The sequence below is a fragment of the Sinorhizobium sp. GQ132 genome (assembly GCF_059758575.1).
The window spans coordinates 92,631-110,130 of record NZ_JCAXDX010000005.1 but is presented as its reverse complement, the minus strand read 5'-3'; the positions used below and the strand labels follow the sequence as shown (position 1 = coordinate 110,130).

Sequence of the window (17,500 nt, the reverse complement as noted above, 5' to 3'; positions counted from 1 at the left end):
CCGAAAGCCAGGCTCAGGCGTGATTCGCCCCAATTGCACTTGGCGCCCGAAAGCTGTATTTGCGTGCCGCATGACCGACATGCTCACGACATCGCGCCGCCCGGAGACGCCGGGCCAGTTTCTGGTGGCCGCCCTCTACCATTTCGTATCCTTTCCGCGCTTCGCCGCTTTCCGCGAGCCGCTGCAGGCGATCTGCGACGCCAATGGGGTGAAGGGAACGCTGCTTCTTGCGCATGAGGGCATCAACGGGACGATCGCCGGCACCGAGGAAGGCATTGCGGCGGTCCTGGCCTGTCTGCGCGCGCAGCCGGAATTCGCCGGCCTGGTACACAAGGAGAGCCGGGCCTCGGCCATGCCCTTCCTGCGCATGAAGGTGCGCCTGAAGAAGGAGATCGTCACCATGGGCGTCGAAAACATCGACCCCAAAAAGGTGGTCGGCACCTATGTGGAGCCGAAGGACTGGAATGCGCTGATCTCCGATCCGGAAACGCTGGTCATCGACACGCGCAACGACTATGAAACGGCCATCGGCCTCTTCCAGGGAGCCGTCGACCCCAAGACCAAGACGTTCCGGGAATTTCCCGAGTGGGTGCGCAACAATAGCGGCCTGCACAACAAGCCGAAGATCGCCATGTACTGCACAGGCGGTATCCGCTGCGAGAAGGCGACGGCCTTCATGAAAGAGCAGGGCTTCGAGGAGGTCTATCACCTCAAGGGAGGCATCCTCAAATATCTCGAGGAAATACCGCCGGAAGAGAGCCTCTGGGAAGGCGCCTGCTTCGTCTTCGACGAGCGCGTGTCCGTAACCCACGGGCTGCAGGAGGGCGAGCACACGCTCTGCCATGCCTGCCGCCAGCCGCTGACGCCCGCCGACCTCCAGTCGCACCTTCACGAGGAAGGCGTCTCCTGCGTTCACTGCCACGACACCCGCACCGAAGAGGATCGCGAGCGTTACCGCCAGAGGCAGAGGCAGATCATGCTTGCCAAGAAGCGCGGCGCGCGGCATCTCGGAAGCTAGAGCACGTCCAGGAAAAGTGCGTAACGGTTTTCCGTCCAAAAGTGCGTTGGATCAAATGGCTAGAGCATTTCAGTGTTTCCATGAAACGTTGAACTGCTCTAGCAGGCTGCTGAAAAACCCGCTGGCTTTTGCCGTAACCGACCTGTTCACCAAATCCGAACCGACACCTTAACGCGCAGCAGCCATCACACACGGATTGAGATCGGGGGAGTAGGGCGGCAAAAACCAGAGCCTGGCACCAGCAGCGCGGATGAACTGGCGCACGAGCGCCGACTTGCGACTCAAGCCAAGGTCATGCCGCCGTCGGCATGAAGTTCGATCCCGTTTACGAAGCTGCCCTCGTCGGAGGCGAGGAAGAGCGCTGCGCGCGCCAGCTCCTCCGGCCTTCCCATTCGCCCCGCCGGGATGAGTGACGCCATGTGATCCTCGAATGCAGGGCGTTCCGCCTCCAATACGCCGAGCTTGCCGAGGATTTCGGTCTCGACCGGCCCGGGGCTAAGAATGTTGACGCGGATGCGCCGTGCCTTGAATTCGATCGCCCAATTCTTAGCGAAGGCGGCTACGGCGGCCTTCGAGCCGGCGTAAACCGCGTGGTCCGGCAACACCTTTGTCGCCGCCAGCGAACTCGTGACGATGATACTGCCGTCATTGCGGATTAGAGGCGCGATCGTCTGGACGCCGAAGAACACGCCGCGCGTGTTGATGGCGAAATGCCGATCGTAATCTTCCGGCGTCACATCGCCGGATGCGGTTAGACTAATGACGCCGGCATTGGCCATATAGATGTCGACGCCGCCGAAACGGTTCTGGATCATGTCCGCCACCCTGTGGTGATGTTCGAGATCAGCGACATCACCCACGACCCCCAAGGCATGATGACCAATATCGCGCACCGCTTGGTCTACGACATCCTGCCGCCGGCCGGTGATGATGACCCGCGCGCCTTCCTCGGCGAAAAGCTTGGCGGTCGCCCTGCCGATGCCGCTATTGCCACCGGTGATAACGGCGACCTTGTCTTCGAGACGTTGCATTGTTTATCTCCTTTCAACTGAGCTTGAGATAAACGGCGGCACGCTCATCCATTAGATCATGGGCACGCACATGATCTGTGCCGCGGAGTTGCGAATGCCGAACCTGCTGAACGAGACTTCTGGATTGATAGCCTTTGTGCGAACGGTGGAGGCCGGTTCCTTCAGCGCCGCGGCACGCAATCTCGATACGACGCCATCGGCGGTGTCGAAGAGCGTGGCGCGGCTTGAAAAGAAGATCGGCGCGCGTCTCTTCCTGCGCTCCACCCGGGCCCTGACGTTGACACAGGACGGCCGGATTTTCTTCGAACGCGTCGCACCGCTCCTGCGGGATCTGGAGTCGAGCGACGAGGGGATCGGGTCAGATGCCGCACTCTCCGGCCGTCTACGCGTCAGCATGCCAGCCGAGCTGGCGCCCCTGCTGCTGCCGCGGCTGTTTACAGGCTTTGCGGCCGACAATCCGAACTTGCATCTCGATATCGGCCTGACCGACCGGTTCGTCGATCTGATCCGGGAGGATTTTGACGTCGTGTTGCGCGCTGGCAATCCGACGCAAGGCGATTTGATCGTCCGTCATCTGGCCGACCTGCAGATGGTGATCGTCGCCTCTCCGGCTTTTCTTGAGACCTGGGGCAATCCGCTGCCTGTCAAAAGTTTTGCAGCCTTGCCCTTTGCCCGATACGTCCTCGGCGGATTGGTTCAGCCCGTGCGCCTGGCAGACGGGAGCAGCTTTGTGCCTGTCGGCCGCGTCGATTGCGATTCGGGCGCCGCACTCATCCAGGCGGCGCTCGCCGGGTTGGGCGCCGCTTATCTGCTGCGGTGCTTGGTGGCAAAGGAACTGCAAGCGGGTACGCTTGTCACGCCCGCGCCAGAGATCGCACTTCCAAGCCTGCCATTCAATGCACTGCATGCCTTCGGCCGCACCGTGCCATTGCGCGTCAAACTGTTCTGCGACTTCATCGCGCGCGAGGCGAGAGCCATCGAAGCGATGTGATCACAACCTATCATCGGCGACGCCGGCCTGGGCAAAAATCGATCCTGTCAGAACCAGGCGCCGCCGGCCTCGCGCATCGCCATGGGCAGCGTCTCCCAGGCCCTGATCAACTCGCCGATCGATCCGGCCTCCATCTTGCGCATGACATTGGCGCGGTGCAGCTTGACAGTGACCTCACTTATCCCGAGGTCGAATGCGATCTGCTTGTTGAGCCGCCCCCGCGCCACTTCACGCAGGATCTCGCGCTCGCGATGCGTGAGCGTCTCCAGGCGTTCGACGTTGCGCCTGACGACCATGGCGTTGGCCCGTCGCGACGCATCGAGCGCAATGCCGGCGATCACCGCATCGAGCAGCGTCTGGTCGCGCACGGGTTTGGTAAGGAAATCGACGGCACCTGCCTTCATCGCCTGCACCGTCATCGGAATATCGCCGTGTCCGGTCAGGAAGATGATCGGCTTCCCATTGCCGCTCTCCGCCAGATGGTGCTGCAGGTGGAGGCCGCTTGCCCCAGGCATGCGAACGTCAAGGATCAGACAGCCAGGGCTGTCCAGTATGTCGGCGTCGAGCACTTCCCGGGTCGAGGCGAAGGCTACGGCCTGGAAGCCCGCCGAGAGGATCAGTTCCGACAAGCCTTCGCGAACAGCCGCGTCGTCATCGACGATGATGACGACGGGCTCACTTGTGTCATTCTTGTGCTGTGGCGACAGCACTGCCGATCTCCGGAGCGGCTGGTCAATTCTCATAATCACCCTCCATTTCTCGATTTCTGCAAAGCTTCCCCTATCGCGATGAGCAGGGCAGGCGCATCGAAAGGCTTGCGGAAAAAGCCGCTGATGCCCCGCGCGCGGCCCTGAGAGGCGATCTCGTGGCGGCCGGTGACCAGGAATACCGGCAGTTCCGGACGCGCCTTGTTGACGATGTCACGAAGTTCAAAGCCGTTCATGCAGGGCATGCCGATATCGGTGATCAGCAGGTCCAGGTCCGACAGGCCGCGGGCGAGCAGGTGCTCGGCCGAGCGGAGGCAGCAAGTTGCATATCCAGCGGATTCCAGCAGTTCTTCCAGCGACTCGAGCAGCCTCGGGTCGTCATCGACAACCGCGACGACTGGTTTGGTGTTCTCCATGATCAATTTCCTCCCGTTCGGCGCGAATGGGTGATCGGTATTCCCAGTCGCTCCGCTATGCGCACCAGGTCGGCGAGTGATGCCGCGGCCATTTTCTGCATCACATTCCTTCGATGGACCTGCAGCGTCACTTCGCTGATTCCCAGTTCCGATGCCGCCTGCTTGTTGAGGAGGCCGCTGACCACGAGCGGCAGCACGTCGCGTTCGCGCAACGTCAGTTCGAGATAACGCTGCCTCAACACGCTCAGTTCAGCCCGTTCCGATCGGTTTTTCCGATCCTCGGAAATCGCCGTATGCACCGCAGCCATGAGGTCCGCGTCGCTGAACGGCTTGGTGAGGAAATCCACCGCACCATGCTTGATCGCCCGTACCGAGGAGGGAATGTCGCCATACCCGGTGATGAAGACGATGGGTGGATGATCGCCCTCGGCGATCTGGCGCTGCAGTTCAAGTCCGTTGATATCAGGCAATTCGACGTCGAGGATCAGGCAAGAAGGCACATCCGGTTTCTCGGCGCTGACATAATCGCCCGCCGAACCGAAGGCGATGGCACGCATCCCGTGGGTCTCCAGGAGCTCGCCGAGAGCCTCCGTTATGCGCTTGTCATCATCGACGATGAAAACGACGTGGTCATCCGCTGTCATGGCGCCGCTTTCCCCGCGATTGGTAAGGTGAAAACGAACCGCGCGCCATGCGGTTCATTTTTCTCGGCCCATAAACGCCCGCCATGCGCCTCGACGATCGAGCGGCAGATGGCGAGACCCATGCCCATTCCATTCTCTTTCGTCGTGAAGAAAGGTTCGAAGATCTGATCCGGAAACTCGATACCGCTTCCCCGGTCGCCAATTTCGGTCTGCACCTCACTGCCCACGCGATAGGCGCGCACGGTGAGCAATTTTTCCACCGCGACGGCCTCCATTGCTTCCATGCCATTGCGCATGAGATTGACCAGGACCTGCTGGATCTGAATGCGGTCGATTGCGATGGGCGGAAGCATGACTTCCGCGTCGATGTCGAGCCGGATGCGACGGCGCAAAGCCTCCCCCGCCACCAGGTTACACGCCTCGGCGATGACGCCGGAGAGCGACAGGCTGGTCCTATTCTCCACGGATTGCTTGAACAGCGCCCGGATACGGCCGACGACTTCCGCCGCTGAGTTGGCGTCGCGGATTACCCGTTCGGTCGTGATCTTGGCGCGCGCGACATTGACGGGCTCAGCCGACAGCCAGCGGTAGCACGCATGCGAATTGGCGACGATCGCCGCCAAGGGCTGATTCACCTCATGGGCGATGGAGGCCGACAGCTCCGCGAGGCTCGCGGCTTGGCTGGCGCGCGCAAGTCGCTCCTGCGCCAGGCGCAGCTCTTCCTGCATCCGCACCTCGCCATCGATATCCAGGCAAATAACGTTCCATTGCACGATGGTGCCGTCGTCCTTGCGCATCGGCGCGGCGCGCGTTTCGACCCAGATATATTCGCCGTCGAAGCGTCGTAGGCGGTGCTTTCTGAGATAGGGTTCGCCGGTCGCCACGCACTGGGCAAAATGCTCCTTGACGCCCGCGACATCGTCGGGATGGACCGCGGCATCGAGCGTGCCGTTCAGCCGCGTTTTGGCCTTCCCATCCAGTTCCTCCAGCTCATAGCCAAGGAACTCGCGCAGTTGCTGGCTGCGATAGACAGGTTCGCCGTTCGGTGCGACACAATCAATCATCGCCGGCAGTGTTTCCACCAGTTGCCAAAGGAAGCGTTCTCTCTCGCGCAATGCCGCCTGCGCGCGCATCTCGTCCTCAATGTCGATCGAAGCAATGTACCACTGCACGATTGTGCCATCTGCATCACGGAACGGTTGCGCCCGCGCCTCTTTCCAGCGATAGACGCCCTGCTTGTTTCGCCCGCGAAATCGGTTCACGAAAGGCTCACCGGCCGCAAAGCCATCCGATGCCCTCTGAAACATCGCTGGAAAGTCGTCGGGGTGAGCCACGTCCCGGGCCAGCGCATCAAAGTCTTGGAAGTCTGCCGTCGGCGAACCAACGTCGTCGAGATATCGCTTGCTGGTGTAGGTCATCTTGCCTGAAGCGGCGAAGCTCAGGATATTGAAAGGCATGGCGTCGATCATTTGCTCCAATTGCCGCTTGCTGCTCTTCAGCGCTTCTTCGGCCTGCACCTGTTCGTCGATGTCGATGGACACCTGATACCAGTGAACGATCGTTCCATCTTGATCGCGCAGAGGCTGCGCGCGTGCCTCTATCCAGCGATAGCTGCCATCTTTCCAACGCCGGCGATAACGCCTCATGAAGGCGTCGCCAGACTTAAGGGAGTTGGCTGACGCTCGAAGGACCTCGGGGGCATCTTCGGGATGTACCAGCTTTTGCGCCACCCGGACGGAATCTTCGAAATTCGCCTTGGAAAGGCCGAGATCCTCCAAAGATCGCTTGTTGACGTAGGCCAGCTTGCCAGCAGGCGTCCAGCTCCAGATGTGGACTGGCAAGGCGTCTACGAGCTGCGAGAGCTCCCGCTCCCGGTCGCGCAAGGCCTCCTGCGCGCGCACCTCATCATCTATGTCGATTGAGATTGCGTACCATTGCAAAATCGTCCCGCCCTCGTCTCGCAAGGGTTCCGCTCGGCCATCAACCCAGCGATACACGCCGTCCGCGCGGCGCATGCGATATTTCATCGAGTATGGCTCGCCTCTGGCGACAGCATCGCGGACCGCCTGCAATAGACCGGGCGCATCATCCGGATGGACAAGAGCCTCAATGTTTGCCTCTAGCTGACTTGTGCCTGGCCTGTGCAACTGTTGCAGATCCAGACCGAAAAAATCCACCAGGCGCTTGTTGAAGAAGGTCGGCTCGCCTTCGGGCGTCAGGCGTCTGATGTGGACTGGGACCAAGTTCACGATCTGCGAGAGCTCTCGCTCTCGGTCGCGCAGGGCCTCCATGCTTTGGCGCAATGTCAGCAACGCGAGCTGGTGCTGCCGGGACATGGCGGCCACGACCAGGGCCGAAAATGCGGAGATCGCCAGGAAGAGTTGCAGCATGATCTGGTTGTGGCGTTGGTTCTCGGCGTTTCCGGCGAACTGGCTGGCGCCGGATATCGTGAAGACCGCGGTTATTAGCGCGAGGAGGGCGAGGGTAACGGCAGCCCCCTTGAACTCAAAGCGCACCGCAGCCCAAAGCAGCGGCGGCATGATTATATAGGCGAAGGGCAGGTAGCCGCCGAGCGAAAGGGTCGCGACGCCGAGAAGGATAACTCCCACGACGCATGCCTCTATCCATCGCGCAGCCGTTAGCTCGGCCTTGCCGTTCCAGTTCTGGATCACGGCGAGCGCGAGCGGCGCGACGAGCAGGACCCCAGTGGCGTCCCCGATCCACCAGAGAGGCCAGGCCACCAAGAACGTTTGCGAGAATATGCCGAACCAGGCAAGCGTCGCGCTCCCTATCGTCGCACTGACCACCGGGGCAGCTCCAGCGCCCACCACGACGAACACAAGAACTTCCCGCAAGGATTCCAGCCGAACCGGCCGACCCAATACCCGATTTACGAGCCATGCGCCGACCATCGCTTCGAGCGCGTTGCCGGTATAAATCAAGACGGCGGCCGGCAGCGGGCTCTGGAACCACAGGACATTGCCGAATAGCTCGCCAAGGCAGCCGACCAGCACCCACCAGGGCCAGCTCTGCTTGGGTGTAAGGATAAGGGTTGCAACGAAAAGCCCACTCGGGGGCCATATGGAAATGCCTGTTCCGGGTACGACTGCAAGTGCCTGCGCGAAGCCGCAACCCAGGACATAAGCCAGAAAAAACAGACCCAGGTGCAGGAATTGGGGGCGGTTCGACCAGACGTCCGTCATCGGCGGCTCCTGCAGGGAAATAAAGCTCGGGCGGCGCCAGCATATCGAATGGCTAGTCTCGACCTCAGCGCCAGCGATCCCGTGTCGTACACTATTCGCGCCACTGGACAGCCACAACTTATGGAAATCCATGTATCGGCGGCGGCGCCGTCGCTTGGCCGGCTTGGTAGAAAACTGTCATGTCTCAACGATATCCGACATCCGCTTGGATGGTTCTTGTCAGTCCAAAAGGAGCAGCGGCGTGGCATCCACGTCGAGGTCCGACGAACTGCCGCCTCGTTCCAGCGGCGCGCGCGGCCGTCCATCGGACCGCATCATTCTGGGAAAATCGCGCCAGCGCGTCGCTTCCGGGGACGAGCAGTTCCGGCAGATCGTCCTGGCGAGGCGCGCCGAGCTGGAGGAAATGTTGATGATATGTCCTGACGTCTGCAGGGTGTCGATCTCCGCCTTGAAATCATCTTCAGAGACCTATTCGACAGGGCCTGGATGCGGATAGCCGGCCTTGTTCAACAGCACGTCGAAGCATCCGGACCGTTCCATCGCGGTTGCGACTGCGCCCTGCGATGCGACCTGTCCGTCACATCGCGTTCAATGGGGACAACCTGCTCGCCGTAGCGCCGCGCGAAGTCGAGGAGGCGGTTGACGTCTCGAGCGCACAAGTTCGGCCGTGCTGGGGCCGATTCCGCTGGCGCTGCCGGTTATGAGCATGGCGCGAATTGCCGCCCCAAGCGCGGACGGGATGTGGAGCACGGCGGGCTGCTCCACATCCCGCCTGGGATCAGGCCTTAAGGAAGGCGAGCAGGTCGGCGTTGACCTGGTCCTGATGCGTGGCGGTAATGCCGTGCGGCGCGCCGGGATAGTAGATGTCCTTGGCACCCTTGATCAGCCGAGCAGATTTGACCGCGGAATCCTTGACCGGCACGATCTGGTCGTCCTCGCCGTGCAGGACGAGCGTCGGCACATCGAACTTCTTCAAATCTTCGGTGAAGTCGGTCTCCGAGAACGCCTTGACGCATTCATAGGCGTTCAAGAGACCCGCCTGCATGCTCCAGAGCCAGAATTGGTCGAGCGTGCCCTTGGAAACATTCGAGCCGGGTCGATTGGCGCCGTAGAATTGCGGGGCAAGGTCACGGTAGAATTGCGAGCGATCCTTGATGAGACCAGCACGGATCGCGTCGAACGCCTCGATCGGCAGGCCTTCCGGATTGGCCGCCGACTTCACCATGACTGGCGGCACGGCGGCGATGAGGACGGCCTTGGCGACGCGCTTCGTACCGTGCCGGCCGATATAGCGGGCAACCTCGCCCCCGCCGGTGGAGTGACCGACCAGCGTTGCGTCCCTGAGGTCCAGCGCCTCGATAACGGCCGCCAGATCATCGGCGTATCCGTTCATGTCGTTCCCCGACGTCGGCTGGCTTGAGCGTCCATGGCCGCGGCGATCGTGCGCCACGACGCGAAAGCCCTGCTGGACGAGGAATAGCATCTGGCCGTCCCATGCATCGGAGTTCAGCGGCCAGCCGTGCGAGAAGGTGACGACCGGACCGGTGCCCCAGTCCTTGTAATAGATTTCTGTGCCGTCCTTGGTGGTGATGGTGCTCATGGCTTGCTTTCCGTGGTTAATGGTGGCGGTGAGAGGCTGCTTCGGAGTGTTTGCGGCGGCAACCGCCGGCAAGGCCGTTGCGATACCGGCGGTAAGGCTGCCGAGCAGCGCGTCGCGGCGCGAGACGCCGACAGCCGGTGGGTTTGAAATGTCCTGCATATTTTATCCTTCACCATGATTGAAATGCGAAAGGGATGGGAACCGCCGGCCCGAGCCGATCGCGTCGAACGACCCGTCGCGACCACTGCGTCAGAGCGACAACATATTGATATCTTTGAGCATCTTCTTGAGCATCTGCTTTCTCCTAAGGCAGCGGTTGCGCATGCCGGGAGAATGCGTGGGTTCGCGATCGCACACCATTCTACATGGGACGCGACCTTCCTCTGCCGAAGTATAGGAGGAGGTGGACCAAACGACGGGAAGCCTAATCGATCGGAAAGGCTCAGTTCCATCAGACGCGCATCGGGCGCGCCTTCCGGACAGATGGATGATCCGCCATGCCGTGGATAGTTGGTGATCCGGGCGACCCGCGTGGCTTCGACCCGATCGCAATCAATCCACGGAGAGCAGAATGACCGGACGTTTGAACATATTGACCAGGAAGAATGACGGAGTCGATGGCCTCGTCGCCGTCGAAGCCTGGATTGCCAAAAGCTTCGACCCCAAACTAATGGAGATCGTCAAGGTGCGCGTGTCGCAGATCAACGGTTGCGCCCATTGCCTGCACATGCATCGTCAGGACGCCCTGAAACGGGGCGAGACGGAAGAGCGTCTGCTTCTTCTGAGCGCCTGGCGCCAATCGCAGCTATTCAGCGACCGTGAGCGCGCAGCACTCACCTGGGCCGAGTCGCTGACCAATATCGCCGAGAGCCGTGCGCCGGATGCGGATTATGAAATTGCTCAAAGCGTCTTTTCGGAAGACGAACTCCTGGTGCTCTCTATCGGCATCGCCATGATCAATGCATGGAACCGGCTGGCGATCGGATTTCGGCTGCAGCATCCGGCAGACCACAAGCGCGCCTCTTGATCACTGAGCAGACGCGAACGCACCGGGCGGATTCATCCGCTCTGGAGGGTCCGATGCAAAGCGTCTGCTCCTTCTGCCGGCCTCTGCCAAAATCTCGCTCTGCCAAAATCTCCGCTGCGGCCGCACAGAGAGCATAGGCTGCCCTATCCTCAGGTATGGCCTTTCCTCTTCCTTGGCCGGATCGACCGCCAAACACGCCTCAATATAAAATCCGCCCTGGCTTGTAACCGACACGTTTCAATTACGCAGAACAGGAGCGCATCATGCCGCAGACAGAAACCATACCCCCTTCGATTGCTCAGCAGGAGACCAGCATGAGCTTGGACAACAACTCACACCTCGGCAGAACGGGACCCGAAGAGTTGGTCCCGTCGCGCTATGCGGTGCGAGTCGGTGAGATTGACGTGCTGGTGGTCAGCGACGGGGTGCTACCGCTCCCAACCGAAATGCTGGGACACAACGCTGATCCAGCCTCCCGCGCGGCCTGGCTGGGCGAGATGTTCTTGCCAGCGGATGCGTTCGACTGGTCGCTCAACGTGGCCCTGGTGCGCAGCGGTGATCGAACCATCCTGATCGACGCAGGGCTGGGACTGGATCCTAATCTGAACCTCCCGCGTGCTGGCCAGTTGGTCAGGCGACTGGATTCAGCGGGCATTGATCTTCGGTCTGTAACTGACATTGTGCTGACCCATTTGCACATGGACCATATCGGTGGCCTCCTTGTAGAAGGTGTGAAGGACCGGCTGCGGCCAGATCTGCAGATTCACGTGGCAGCCGCCGAGGTCACGTTTTGGGAGTCGCCCGACTTCACCCACGCTCACATGCCGCAGGGATTCCCGGACGCTCTTAGGGCAACCGCCAAGCGTTTCATGGCAGAATACCGGAGCCATCTGCGGCCGTTCGATGAGCAGCATGAGGTCGCGCCAGGCGTGATCGTCCAGCGCACCGGCGGCCATACGCCCGGTCACAGTATAGTTCGTGTGGCATCTGGCAGTGACCGCCTGACGTTTGCCGGCGACGCCGTATTTGCGGTCGGCTTCGACCACCCCGACTGGTTCAACGGTTTCGAGCACGATCCTGAGGAAGCGGCTCGAGTCCGCGTGCGACTTCTGACGGAGCTGGCTCAGACTGGCGAGCAACTCGTCGCCACTCACCTGCCCTTCCCATCCGTTGGCCGGGTGGCGATTGACGGCGATGCCTTTCGGTGGGTTCCGGTCTTCTGGGATTACTGACCGACTATTGGCTCAGGCGGCTCCCGGCTCTGCCACAGAACCCCAGATCCGGGTCGACCTGAACCAGACCCTGTGACCACCCTCGGCAACCAATGAACAACGCGGCACGCTCAGCGTGCCGCCCCTGGAGAAGCTCATGAAAATCGTCATTATTGGCGGAACCGGCCTAATTGGTTCGAAGACGGCCGACCGCCTTCGCAGGCAAGGCCATGAAGTCATTGCCGCCGCCCCGAACACCGGCGTCAACACGATCACGGGTGAAGGTCTCGCCGAGGCGCTGGCCGGGGCCTCCGTCGTTATCGACCTCGCAAACTCGCCGTCGTTCGATGACAAGGCCGTGCTCGAATTCTTTGAAACATCGGGGCGCAACCTGATGGCAGCGGAGAAGGCGGCCGGCGTAAAGCATCACATCGCGCTTTCCATCGTCGGCGTCGACCGGCTGCCCGACAGCGGCTACATGCGGGCCAAGGTAGCCCAGGAAAATATCATCCGGGAATCCGGCATTCCCTACACGATCGTTCATTCGACGCAATTCATGGAATTCCTCGGCGGCATCGCCCAGTCCGGCACGGTCGGTGACACCGTGCATCTGTCGCCAGCCTACGTCCAGCCTATCGCCTCCGACGATGTGGCCGACAACATGGCCGCCGTTGCGACGGCCGCGCCCATCAATGGCATTGTGGAGATTTCGGGTCCGGAGCGGGTCCGGCTGCACGAACTCGTTAGTCGCTTCCTGAAAGCAAAGGGCGATGCCCGGAAAGTGGAGGCAGATCCGGAGGCTCGCTACTTCGGCGCCAAATTGGAAGATGGCTCGCTCGTTTCCGACAACAATCCCCGCCTCGGCCGGATCACCTTCGAGCAGTGGTTCGCAACCTCTACCCGCAACTGAATGGATGACGGTGTACCGCCTCCGCGGCGCACCCTCCGGTTTTCGAGAAAGGAATTCGACATGACCAAGCCAATCCTTGCCCTTGCCGTAGCTGCCCTCTTGTCCACGACGGCCACGGCCCACGACGCCGGCGACAAGGACGCCAAAGTCACGCTCGTCTACGAGCACGAATTGCCCAACGTCCCGGGCAAGAGCATGAAGGGCGTCCTCGTTGAATATGGTCCCGGCGGTTTCTCTTCGGCTCATACCCATCCAAACTCCGCCTTCATCTATGCGACGGTGCTGGAGGGTGCCATCCGCAGCCAGGTCAACGACGGCCCCATTACCGTTTACAAGGCGGGCGAAAGCTTCTCGGAAATCCCGGGCGACCGCCACGGCGTCAGCGAGAATGCCAGCGATACACAGCCTGCGAGGCTGCTGGCGGTCTTCGTCGTCGACACCAATGAGAAGGAGCTGACCTTCCCGATCAAGAAGTAGCCCGCGAGGCCGGGTGCCCACGCCCGGCCTTTCCGCCCAGTTGCACATCATTCCGGGTGAGCCTTGCCATGTTCGCCGAACATCATTTTCTGCCGCTCGCCCTGATCAATCTTCTGGGTCTTGCCGGCATTCTCGTATGGCACATTCAGGGGCGCAATCGTCCGACCGGGCGCTTGATTGTGCAGATTCTGTTTTTCGCCACCATGAGCCTCGTGCTCGGCATGGGCAGAATATCGCCTTTCCAGCTCGACCAGGCCGAGCTTAAGGGCGCCGGCCTGTTGCTTGCCAAATCGGCGAGGATCCTCTGGTGGAGCCATCTTGCATGGACGATCATCGGCTTCCTGCACATCTATATCGGCCTCAACCACAGGCCGCGGGAGGCACATCTCCTGCAGGATCTGATCGTAGCCCTCGTTTATCTCGGCGTGGCGCTATCGATCATCGGCTTCGTCTTCGGCGCGCCAATAGGCCCGTTGGTCGCCACCTCGGGCGTGGTTGCCGTCATCATCGGCCTGGCGCTGCAGAATACGCTCGCCGACGTCTTTTCGGGGATCGCGCTCACGCTCGGACGGGCTTATGTCATCGGCGACTGGATCCGGCTCAGCGACGGCACGGAAGGGAGAGTCGCCGAAACCAACTGGCGCTCGACGAATCTGCTGACCGGCGCGCATAATGAGTTGGTGGTGCCCAACAGCGTCCTGGCGAAGCAAGGAGTAACCAACCTCAGCCGTCCTGACGAAACGCACTGGCTTGCGTTTGCCGTGCACATTGCCGCCACCCACGCGCCGTCCGTCGTTGAAGAGATCATGCTAGGCGTTCTGCGGAGCAGCGAGCGAATCGTCAAGGTTCCGGCGCCGGCCATAGCGCTCAAAGCGATCGATGCGATGGCTATCGAGGTCGAGCTGCAGTTCTGCGTGGCGAGCCCGGCGAGCCGAATGCCGGCCAAAAACGAGGTCATCGATCTCGTCTACCGCGGCTGCAAGGCGAACGGCCTTTCTCTGGCAATGCCGCCGGAGAGCCTGCTCTGGGGGCCAGCCGTTGCGGCTGGCGAGCCTGCAGCCAACCTCACCCCGCTCTCATCGCGCTATGCGCGCGCTTCAGATAATGAATGATCAGCCATGGACATCGAACCGAGGCGCAGGATCGAAGAGCTTGAGCAGCAACTACGCTCCGCAGCGGCCGAGAATGCCAGCCTGCAATCGGAGCTTGTCATTGCGCTGGAACGCCAGACTATCACCGCGCAAATTCTCAACGTCATCTCCACGTCGCGAACCGACGTGCAGCCCGTTTTCGACGTCATTTCTGAGAGCTCTCGGCGGCTGCTCGGCGGGCAAACGGCGCTTGTGACGCGCGTCGCAGGTGGTATGCTTCATCTGGCGGCATGCACGGCGGGAAGCCGGGCCAGCCACGAGGAGATCCGGGCTTCATTTCCTGCTCCGTTGGCATCTTCAGGGATCCACAGTCGAGCCGCAATGAACTCGACCATGGTGTTCCGCTCCGATATCGAAACCGAACCCGGCATCCCTCAAGCCGTCAAGGAGATGGCCCGCGCCAGGGGGTACCGAAGCATCATCGTGGTGCCCCTGCTTCGCGAGGGCATCGCTATTGGCACGATCGGTGTTTCGCGTGCCGAACCGGGCACCTTCACCGACAGCCAGATCAAACTCCTAAACACGTTCGCCGATCAGGCCGTAATCGCGATTGAGAACGCGCGGCTGTTCGAAGAAATCCAGTCGCGGACCACGCTGCTCGCCAAGTCTCTTGACGACCTGCGCGCCGTAAAGGATCGTCTGGTGCAGACTGAAAAACTCGCCTCGCTCGGCCAGCTCACAGCCGGCATCGCGCACGAAATCAAGAATCCGCTCAACTTCGTCAACAATTTCGCGGCGTTATCGGTCGAATTGACGGACGAGTTGAATGATGCGCTCGCGCCGGCCGCGCTCCCGGACGATATTCGCGACGAACTCGATGAACTGCGCGGACTGTTGAAGGACAATCTGCAAAAGATTGTGCAGCACGGCAAGCGAGCCGATTCCATCGTCAAGAACATGCTCTTGCATTCGCGCGGAGGCGGCGGCGAACACCGGCCAACGGACGTGAATACGCTGGTCGAAGAAAGTCTCAACCTCGCTTTTCATGGTGCGCGCGCCGATAAGCCGCAGTTCAACGTGACCCTCAAACGGGCATTCGATTCCGACGCCGGCGTCGCCGACGTGTTCCCGCAGGAGATCACACGCGTGCTGCTGAATCTGATGTCCAATGGATTCTACGCCGTAGCCAAGCGGAGCCGTGATGACAGCCTCGGCTTTGAAGCCGAGCTCTGCGCCAGCACACGCAACCGTGGCGAACATGTCGAAATCCGCATCCGCGACAACGGCGGCGGCATTCCGCCAGAGGTTAGGGAGAAGATATTCAATCCATTCTTCACGACCAAGCCGCCTGGCGAAGGCACTGGCCTCGGGCTCTCCATGAGCTACGACATTATCGTGAAGCAACACGGCGGCACGATCGATGTCGAGACCGAGCCCGGTGCGTTTACCGAGTTCATCATCCTGCTGCCGCGCAAGCAATTTCGCACAGTAGGAGAAGAGCCGTGACTCAATTGGTTCTCGTGGTGGACGACGAAGCCGACGTCGAAGTCTTGTTACGCCAGCAATTTCGCCGCGATCTTCGCGCCGGACGTTTTGTGATGGATTTTGCGGCCTCAGCAGCGCAGGCCCTGACCCGCATTGCCGACACTGGTGAGCAAACGCTGATTTTGATTTTTTCCGACATTAACATGCCTGGGATGACCGGTCTCGACATGCTGCCGGAAATGCGCGCACGTAGGCCGGACGTTCCAGTCATCATGATCACCGCCTATGGAGATGCCGAGACACACAGGACTGCGCTGGATCGAGGCGCGGAGGGCATGCTGACCAAACCGATCGACCTCAGCCAGCTGCGGCAGGCCATCGAGGCGAGACTGGGACCGGCCGCATGACCGCAACTATTCTCGTGGTCGATGACGAGCCAGACTTGGAGACGCTTATTCTGCGGAAATTCCGAAAGCAAGTTCGCGACGGACGCATCAGTTTTGTGTTCGCGCGTGACGGTGTTGATGCGCTCCAGGCGATCGAGCAGCATCCCCATGTCGATCTTGTGGTCATGGACATCAATATGCCGCGCATGGATGGCCTCTCATTGTTGGCGAAACTCCAGGAGAGAGAGGACAAGAAATCGGCCATCATCGTCTCGGCCTACGGTGATATGAGTAATATACGGACCGCGATGAATCGCGGTGCGTTCGACTTCCTAACCAAACCGATCGATTTCGCGGATCTGGAAGCGACGATCCTGAAGACCATCCATCATGTCGAGGTCTTGCGCGAGGCACGCCGCCGCCAGGCGGAAGCGGAGCGCGCGCATGCGTCGCTGTCTCGCTATTTTTCGCCCGAACTTGCCAGGCGCCTTGCCGCTGGCGGTGATAACGATGACATGCAGGTACGCTGGCGCAACATCGCTGTGATCTTCACGGACATCACAGGCTTCACCTCGCTGGTCGAGACAGCCGTTCCCGAGGTGCTGGCGGAATTGCTCAACGAATATGTCGGCGGCCTGGCGGATGTCGTCTTCATGCATGAAGGAACCGTGGCCAAAGTAATCGGCGATGCCGTTCAGGTGCTGTTCAACGCACCTGACGACCAAGCCGACTATGCGGCCCGCGCGATCGCCTGCGCACAAGCACTCGACCAATGGGCAGAAGCGTTTCGCCTGCGCTGGAAACAGAAAGGCGTTGACTTCGGGACCACACGTATCGGCGTTCACGCAGGTCCCGCGCTGGTCGGCAATTTCGGCGGCGATCGCTTTTTCGATTTCACCGCCTACGGCGACACAATCAACACCGCCGCGAGGCTAGAAGCCGCAAACAAGGCACTGGGCACGCGGATTTGCGTCAGCGACAGTGTCGCGAGCGGGGCAAAGAAATTCAGCGGGCGGCCGATCGGCGATCTTGTCCTGCGCGGACGCAGCGAGCCGTTGCGCGCCCACGAGCCCTTGTCGGCGGCGGAGTTCGATGCGCCGATCACGGCGCAATATCTGAAAGCCTTTGCCAAGCTCGAGCAGAACTGCGCCACGGCCATGCCGGCTTTCGCCGCGCTGGTTGGCATGCACTCCGATGATCCGCTCGCCAGCTATCATTTGAGGCGGCTGCTCAACGGCGCCACGGGCATCCGCATACAGGTGGGATGATCGAGCACTTGTAAGCGGTCTTCGCAGAATGCCCC

The 17,500-nt window shown here is 61.0% G+C and carries 16 protein-coding genes and 1 pseudogene; 10 read left to right on the top strand and 7 right to left on the bottom strand.

Annotated features, from left to right (window positions below; translation table 11 throughout):
- The first annotated feature begins 70 nt into the window (after nucleotides 1–70).
- Nucleotides 71–1,018 (top strand): oxygen-dependent tRNA uridine(34) hydroxylase TrhO, encoded by a 948-nt coding sequence (gene trhO / locus AC6CIG_RS14670; RefSeq protein ID WP_127709137.1) that lies wholly within the window; start codon nucleotides 71–73, stop codon nucleotides 1,016–1,018.
- 171 nt (nucleotides 1,019–1,189) lie between these two features.
- On the opposite strand, the pseudogene AC6CIG_RS14665 reads toward trhO, so the two are convergent.
- Together AC6CIG_RS14665 and AC6CIG_RS14660 are read right to left on the bottom strand one after the other, a co-directional pair.
- A pseudogene (locus AC6CIG_RS14665) lies at nucleotides 1,190–1,300 on the bottom strand (transposase); the annotation flags it as partial.
- On the bottom strand, nucleotides 1,300–2,049 hold the full coding sequence (locus AC6CIG_RS14660) for an SDR family NAD(P)-dependent oxidoreductase (RefSeq protein WP_018096698.1): 750 nt from the start codon (nucleotides 2,047–2,049) through the stop codon (nucleotides 1,300–1,302). The gene AC6CIG_RS14660 and the pseudogene AC6CIG_RS14665, both read right to left, overlap by 1 nt.
- A 58-nt stretch (nucleotides 2,050–2,107) precedes the next feature.
- On the opposite strand from AC6CIG_RS14660, the gene AC6CIG_RS14655 reads away from it, so the two are divergent.
- Nucleotides 2,108–3,040, top strand: coding sequence for a LysR family transcriptional regulator (locus AC6CIG_RS14655; RefSeq protein ID WP_201269663.1), 933 nt, complete (start codon nucleotides 2,108–2,110; stop codon nucleotides 3,038–3,040).
- Between the two features lie 47 nt (nucleotides 3,041–3,087).
- Here the strand turns inward: AC6CIG_RS14655 and AC6CIG_RS14650 are convergent, their stop codons facing one another.
- The 5 genes from AC6CIG_RS14650 to AC6CIG_RS14630 all read right to left on the bottom strand — a co-directional run bounded on the left by AC6CIG_RS14650 (nucleotide 3,088) and on the right by AC6CIG_RS14630 (nucleotide 9,769).
- On the bottom strand, nucleotides 3,088–3,783 hold the full coding sequence (locus AC6CIG_RS14650) for a response regulator transcription factor (protein WP_018096696.1): 696 nt from the start codon (nucleotides 3,781–3,783) through the stop codon (nucleotides 3,088–3,090).
- 2 nt (nucleotides 3,784–3,785) lie between these two features.
- Entirely contained in the window at nucleotides 3,786–4,163 is a 378-nt protein-coding gene (locus AC6CIG_RS14645; protein WP_018096695.1) for a response regulator, read from the bottom strand.
- A gap of 2 nt (nucleotides 4,164–4,165) precedes the next feature.
- Nucleotides 4,166–4,807: a response regulator transcription factor gene (locus AC6CIG_RS14640; protein WP_018096694.1), complete on the bottom strand. Its 642-nt coding sequence runs from the start codon at nucleotides 4,805–4,807 to the stop codon at nucleotides 4,166–4,168.
- A complete protein-coding gene (locus AC6CIG_RS14635) occupies nucleotides 4,804–8,010 on the bottom strand; it encodes a PAS domain-containing protein (RefSeq protein WP_127709139.1) in 3,207 nt (1,068 codons plus the stop codon). The genes AC6CIG_RS14640 and AC6CIG_RS14635 overlap by 4 nt, the downstream gene beginning before the upstream one ends.
- A 778-nt stretch (nucleotides 8,011–8,788) precedes the next feature.
- Nucleotides 8,789–9,769 carry an alpha/beta fold hydrolase gene (locus tag AC6CIG_RS14630; protein ID WP_018096691.1) on the bottom strand — a complete coding sequence of 327 codons (981 nt, stop codon included), beginning with the start codon at nucleotides 9,767–9,769 and terminating at the stop codon, nucleotides 8,789–8,791.
- A gap of 412 nt (nucleotides 9,770–10,181) precedes the next feature.
- Between AC6CIG_RS14630 and AC6CIG_RS14625 the strand changes: the two genes are divergently transcribed.
- The 8 genes from AC6CIG_RS14625 (at nucleotide 10,182) to AC6CIG_RS14590 (ending at nucleotide 17,465) form a co-directional block, all read left to right on the top strand.
- Nucleotides 10,182–10,637 carry a carboxymuconolactone decarboxylase family protein gene (locus tag AC6CIG_RS14625; protein ID WP_127709140.1) on the top strand — a complete coding sequence of 152 codons (456 nt, stop codon included), beginning with the start codon at nucleotides 10,182–10,184 and terminating at the stop codon, nucleotides 10,635–10,637.
- A gap of 263 nt (nucleotides 10,638–10,900) precedes the next feature.
- Nucleotides 10,901–11,869, top strand: coding sequence for an MBL fold metallo-hydrolase (locus AC6CIG_RS14620; protein WP_164866796.1), 969 nt, complete (start codon nucleotides 10,901–10,903; stop codon nucleotides 11,867–11,869).
- A 136-nt stretch (nucleotides 11,870–12,005) separates the two neighbouring features.
- Nucleotides 12,006–12,758 carry an SDR family oxidoreductase gene (locus AC6CIG_RS14615; protein WP_018096688.1) on the top strand — a complete coding sequence of 251 codons (753 nt, stop codon included), beginning with the start codon at nucleotides 12,006–12,008 and terminating at the stop codon, nucleotides 12,756–12,758.
- Between the two features lie 60 nt (nucleotides 12,759–12,818).
- On the top strand, nucleotides 12,819–13,235 hold the full coding sequence (locus AC6CIG_RS14610; RefSeq protein WP_026168784.1) for a cupin domain-containing protein: 417 nt from the start codon (nucleotides 12,819–12,821) through the stop codon (nucleotides 13,233–13,235).
- A gap of 68 nt (nucleotides 13,236–13,303) precedes the next feature.
- The gene (locus tag AC6CIG_RS14605) at nucleotides 13,304–14,347 is read left to right on the top strand and encodes a mechanosensitive ion channel family protein (RefSeq protein ID WP_437412135.1); all 1,044 of its coding nucleotides are present in this window, start codon (nucleotides 13,304–13,306) and stop codon (nucleotides 14,345–14,347) included.
- A 6-nt stretch (nucleotides 14,348–14,353) separates the two neighbouring features.
- Complete coding sequence (locus AC6CIG_RS14600; protein WP_127709142.1) at nucleotides 14,354–15,832, top strand: sensor histidine kinase; 1,479 nt, start codon at nucleotides 14,354–14,356, stop codon at nucleotides 15,830–15,832.
- Nucleotides 15,829–16,218 (top strand): response regulator, encoded by a 390-nt coding sequence (locus AC6CIG_RS14595; RefSeq protein ID WP_127709143.1) that lies wholly within the window; start codon nucleotides 15,829–15,831, stop codon nucleotides 16,216–16,218. Before AC6CIG_RS14600 ends, AC6CIG_RS14595 begins: the two co-directional genes overlap by 4 nt.
- Nucleotides 16,215–17,465 (top strand): adenylate/guanylate cyclase domain-containing protein, encoded by a 1,251-nt coding sequence (locus AC6CIG_RS14590; RefSeq protein WP_127709145.1) that lies wholly within the window; start codon nucleotides 16,215–16,217, stop codon nucleotides 17,463–17,465. Before AC6CIG_RS14595 ends, AC6CIG_RS14590 begins: the two co-directional genes overlap by 4 nt.
- Nucleotides 17,466–17,500 lie beyond the last annotated feature (35 nt).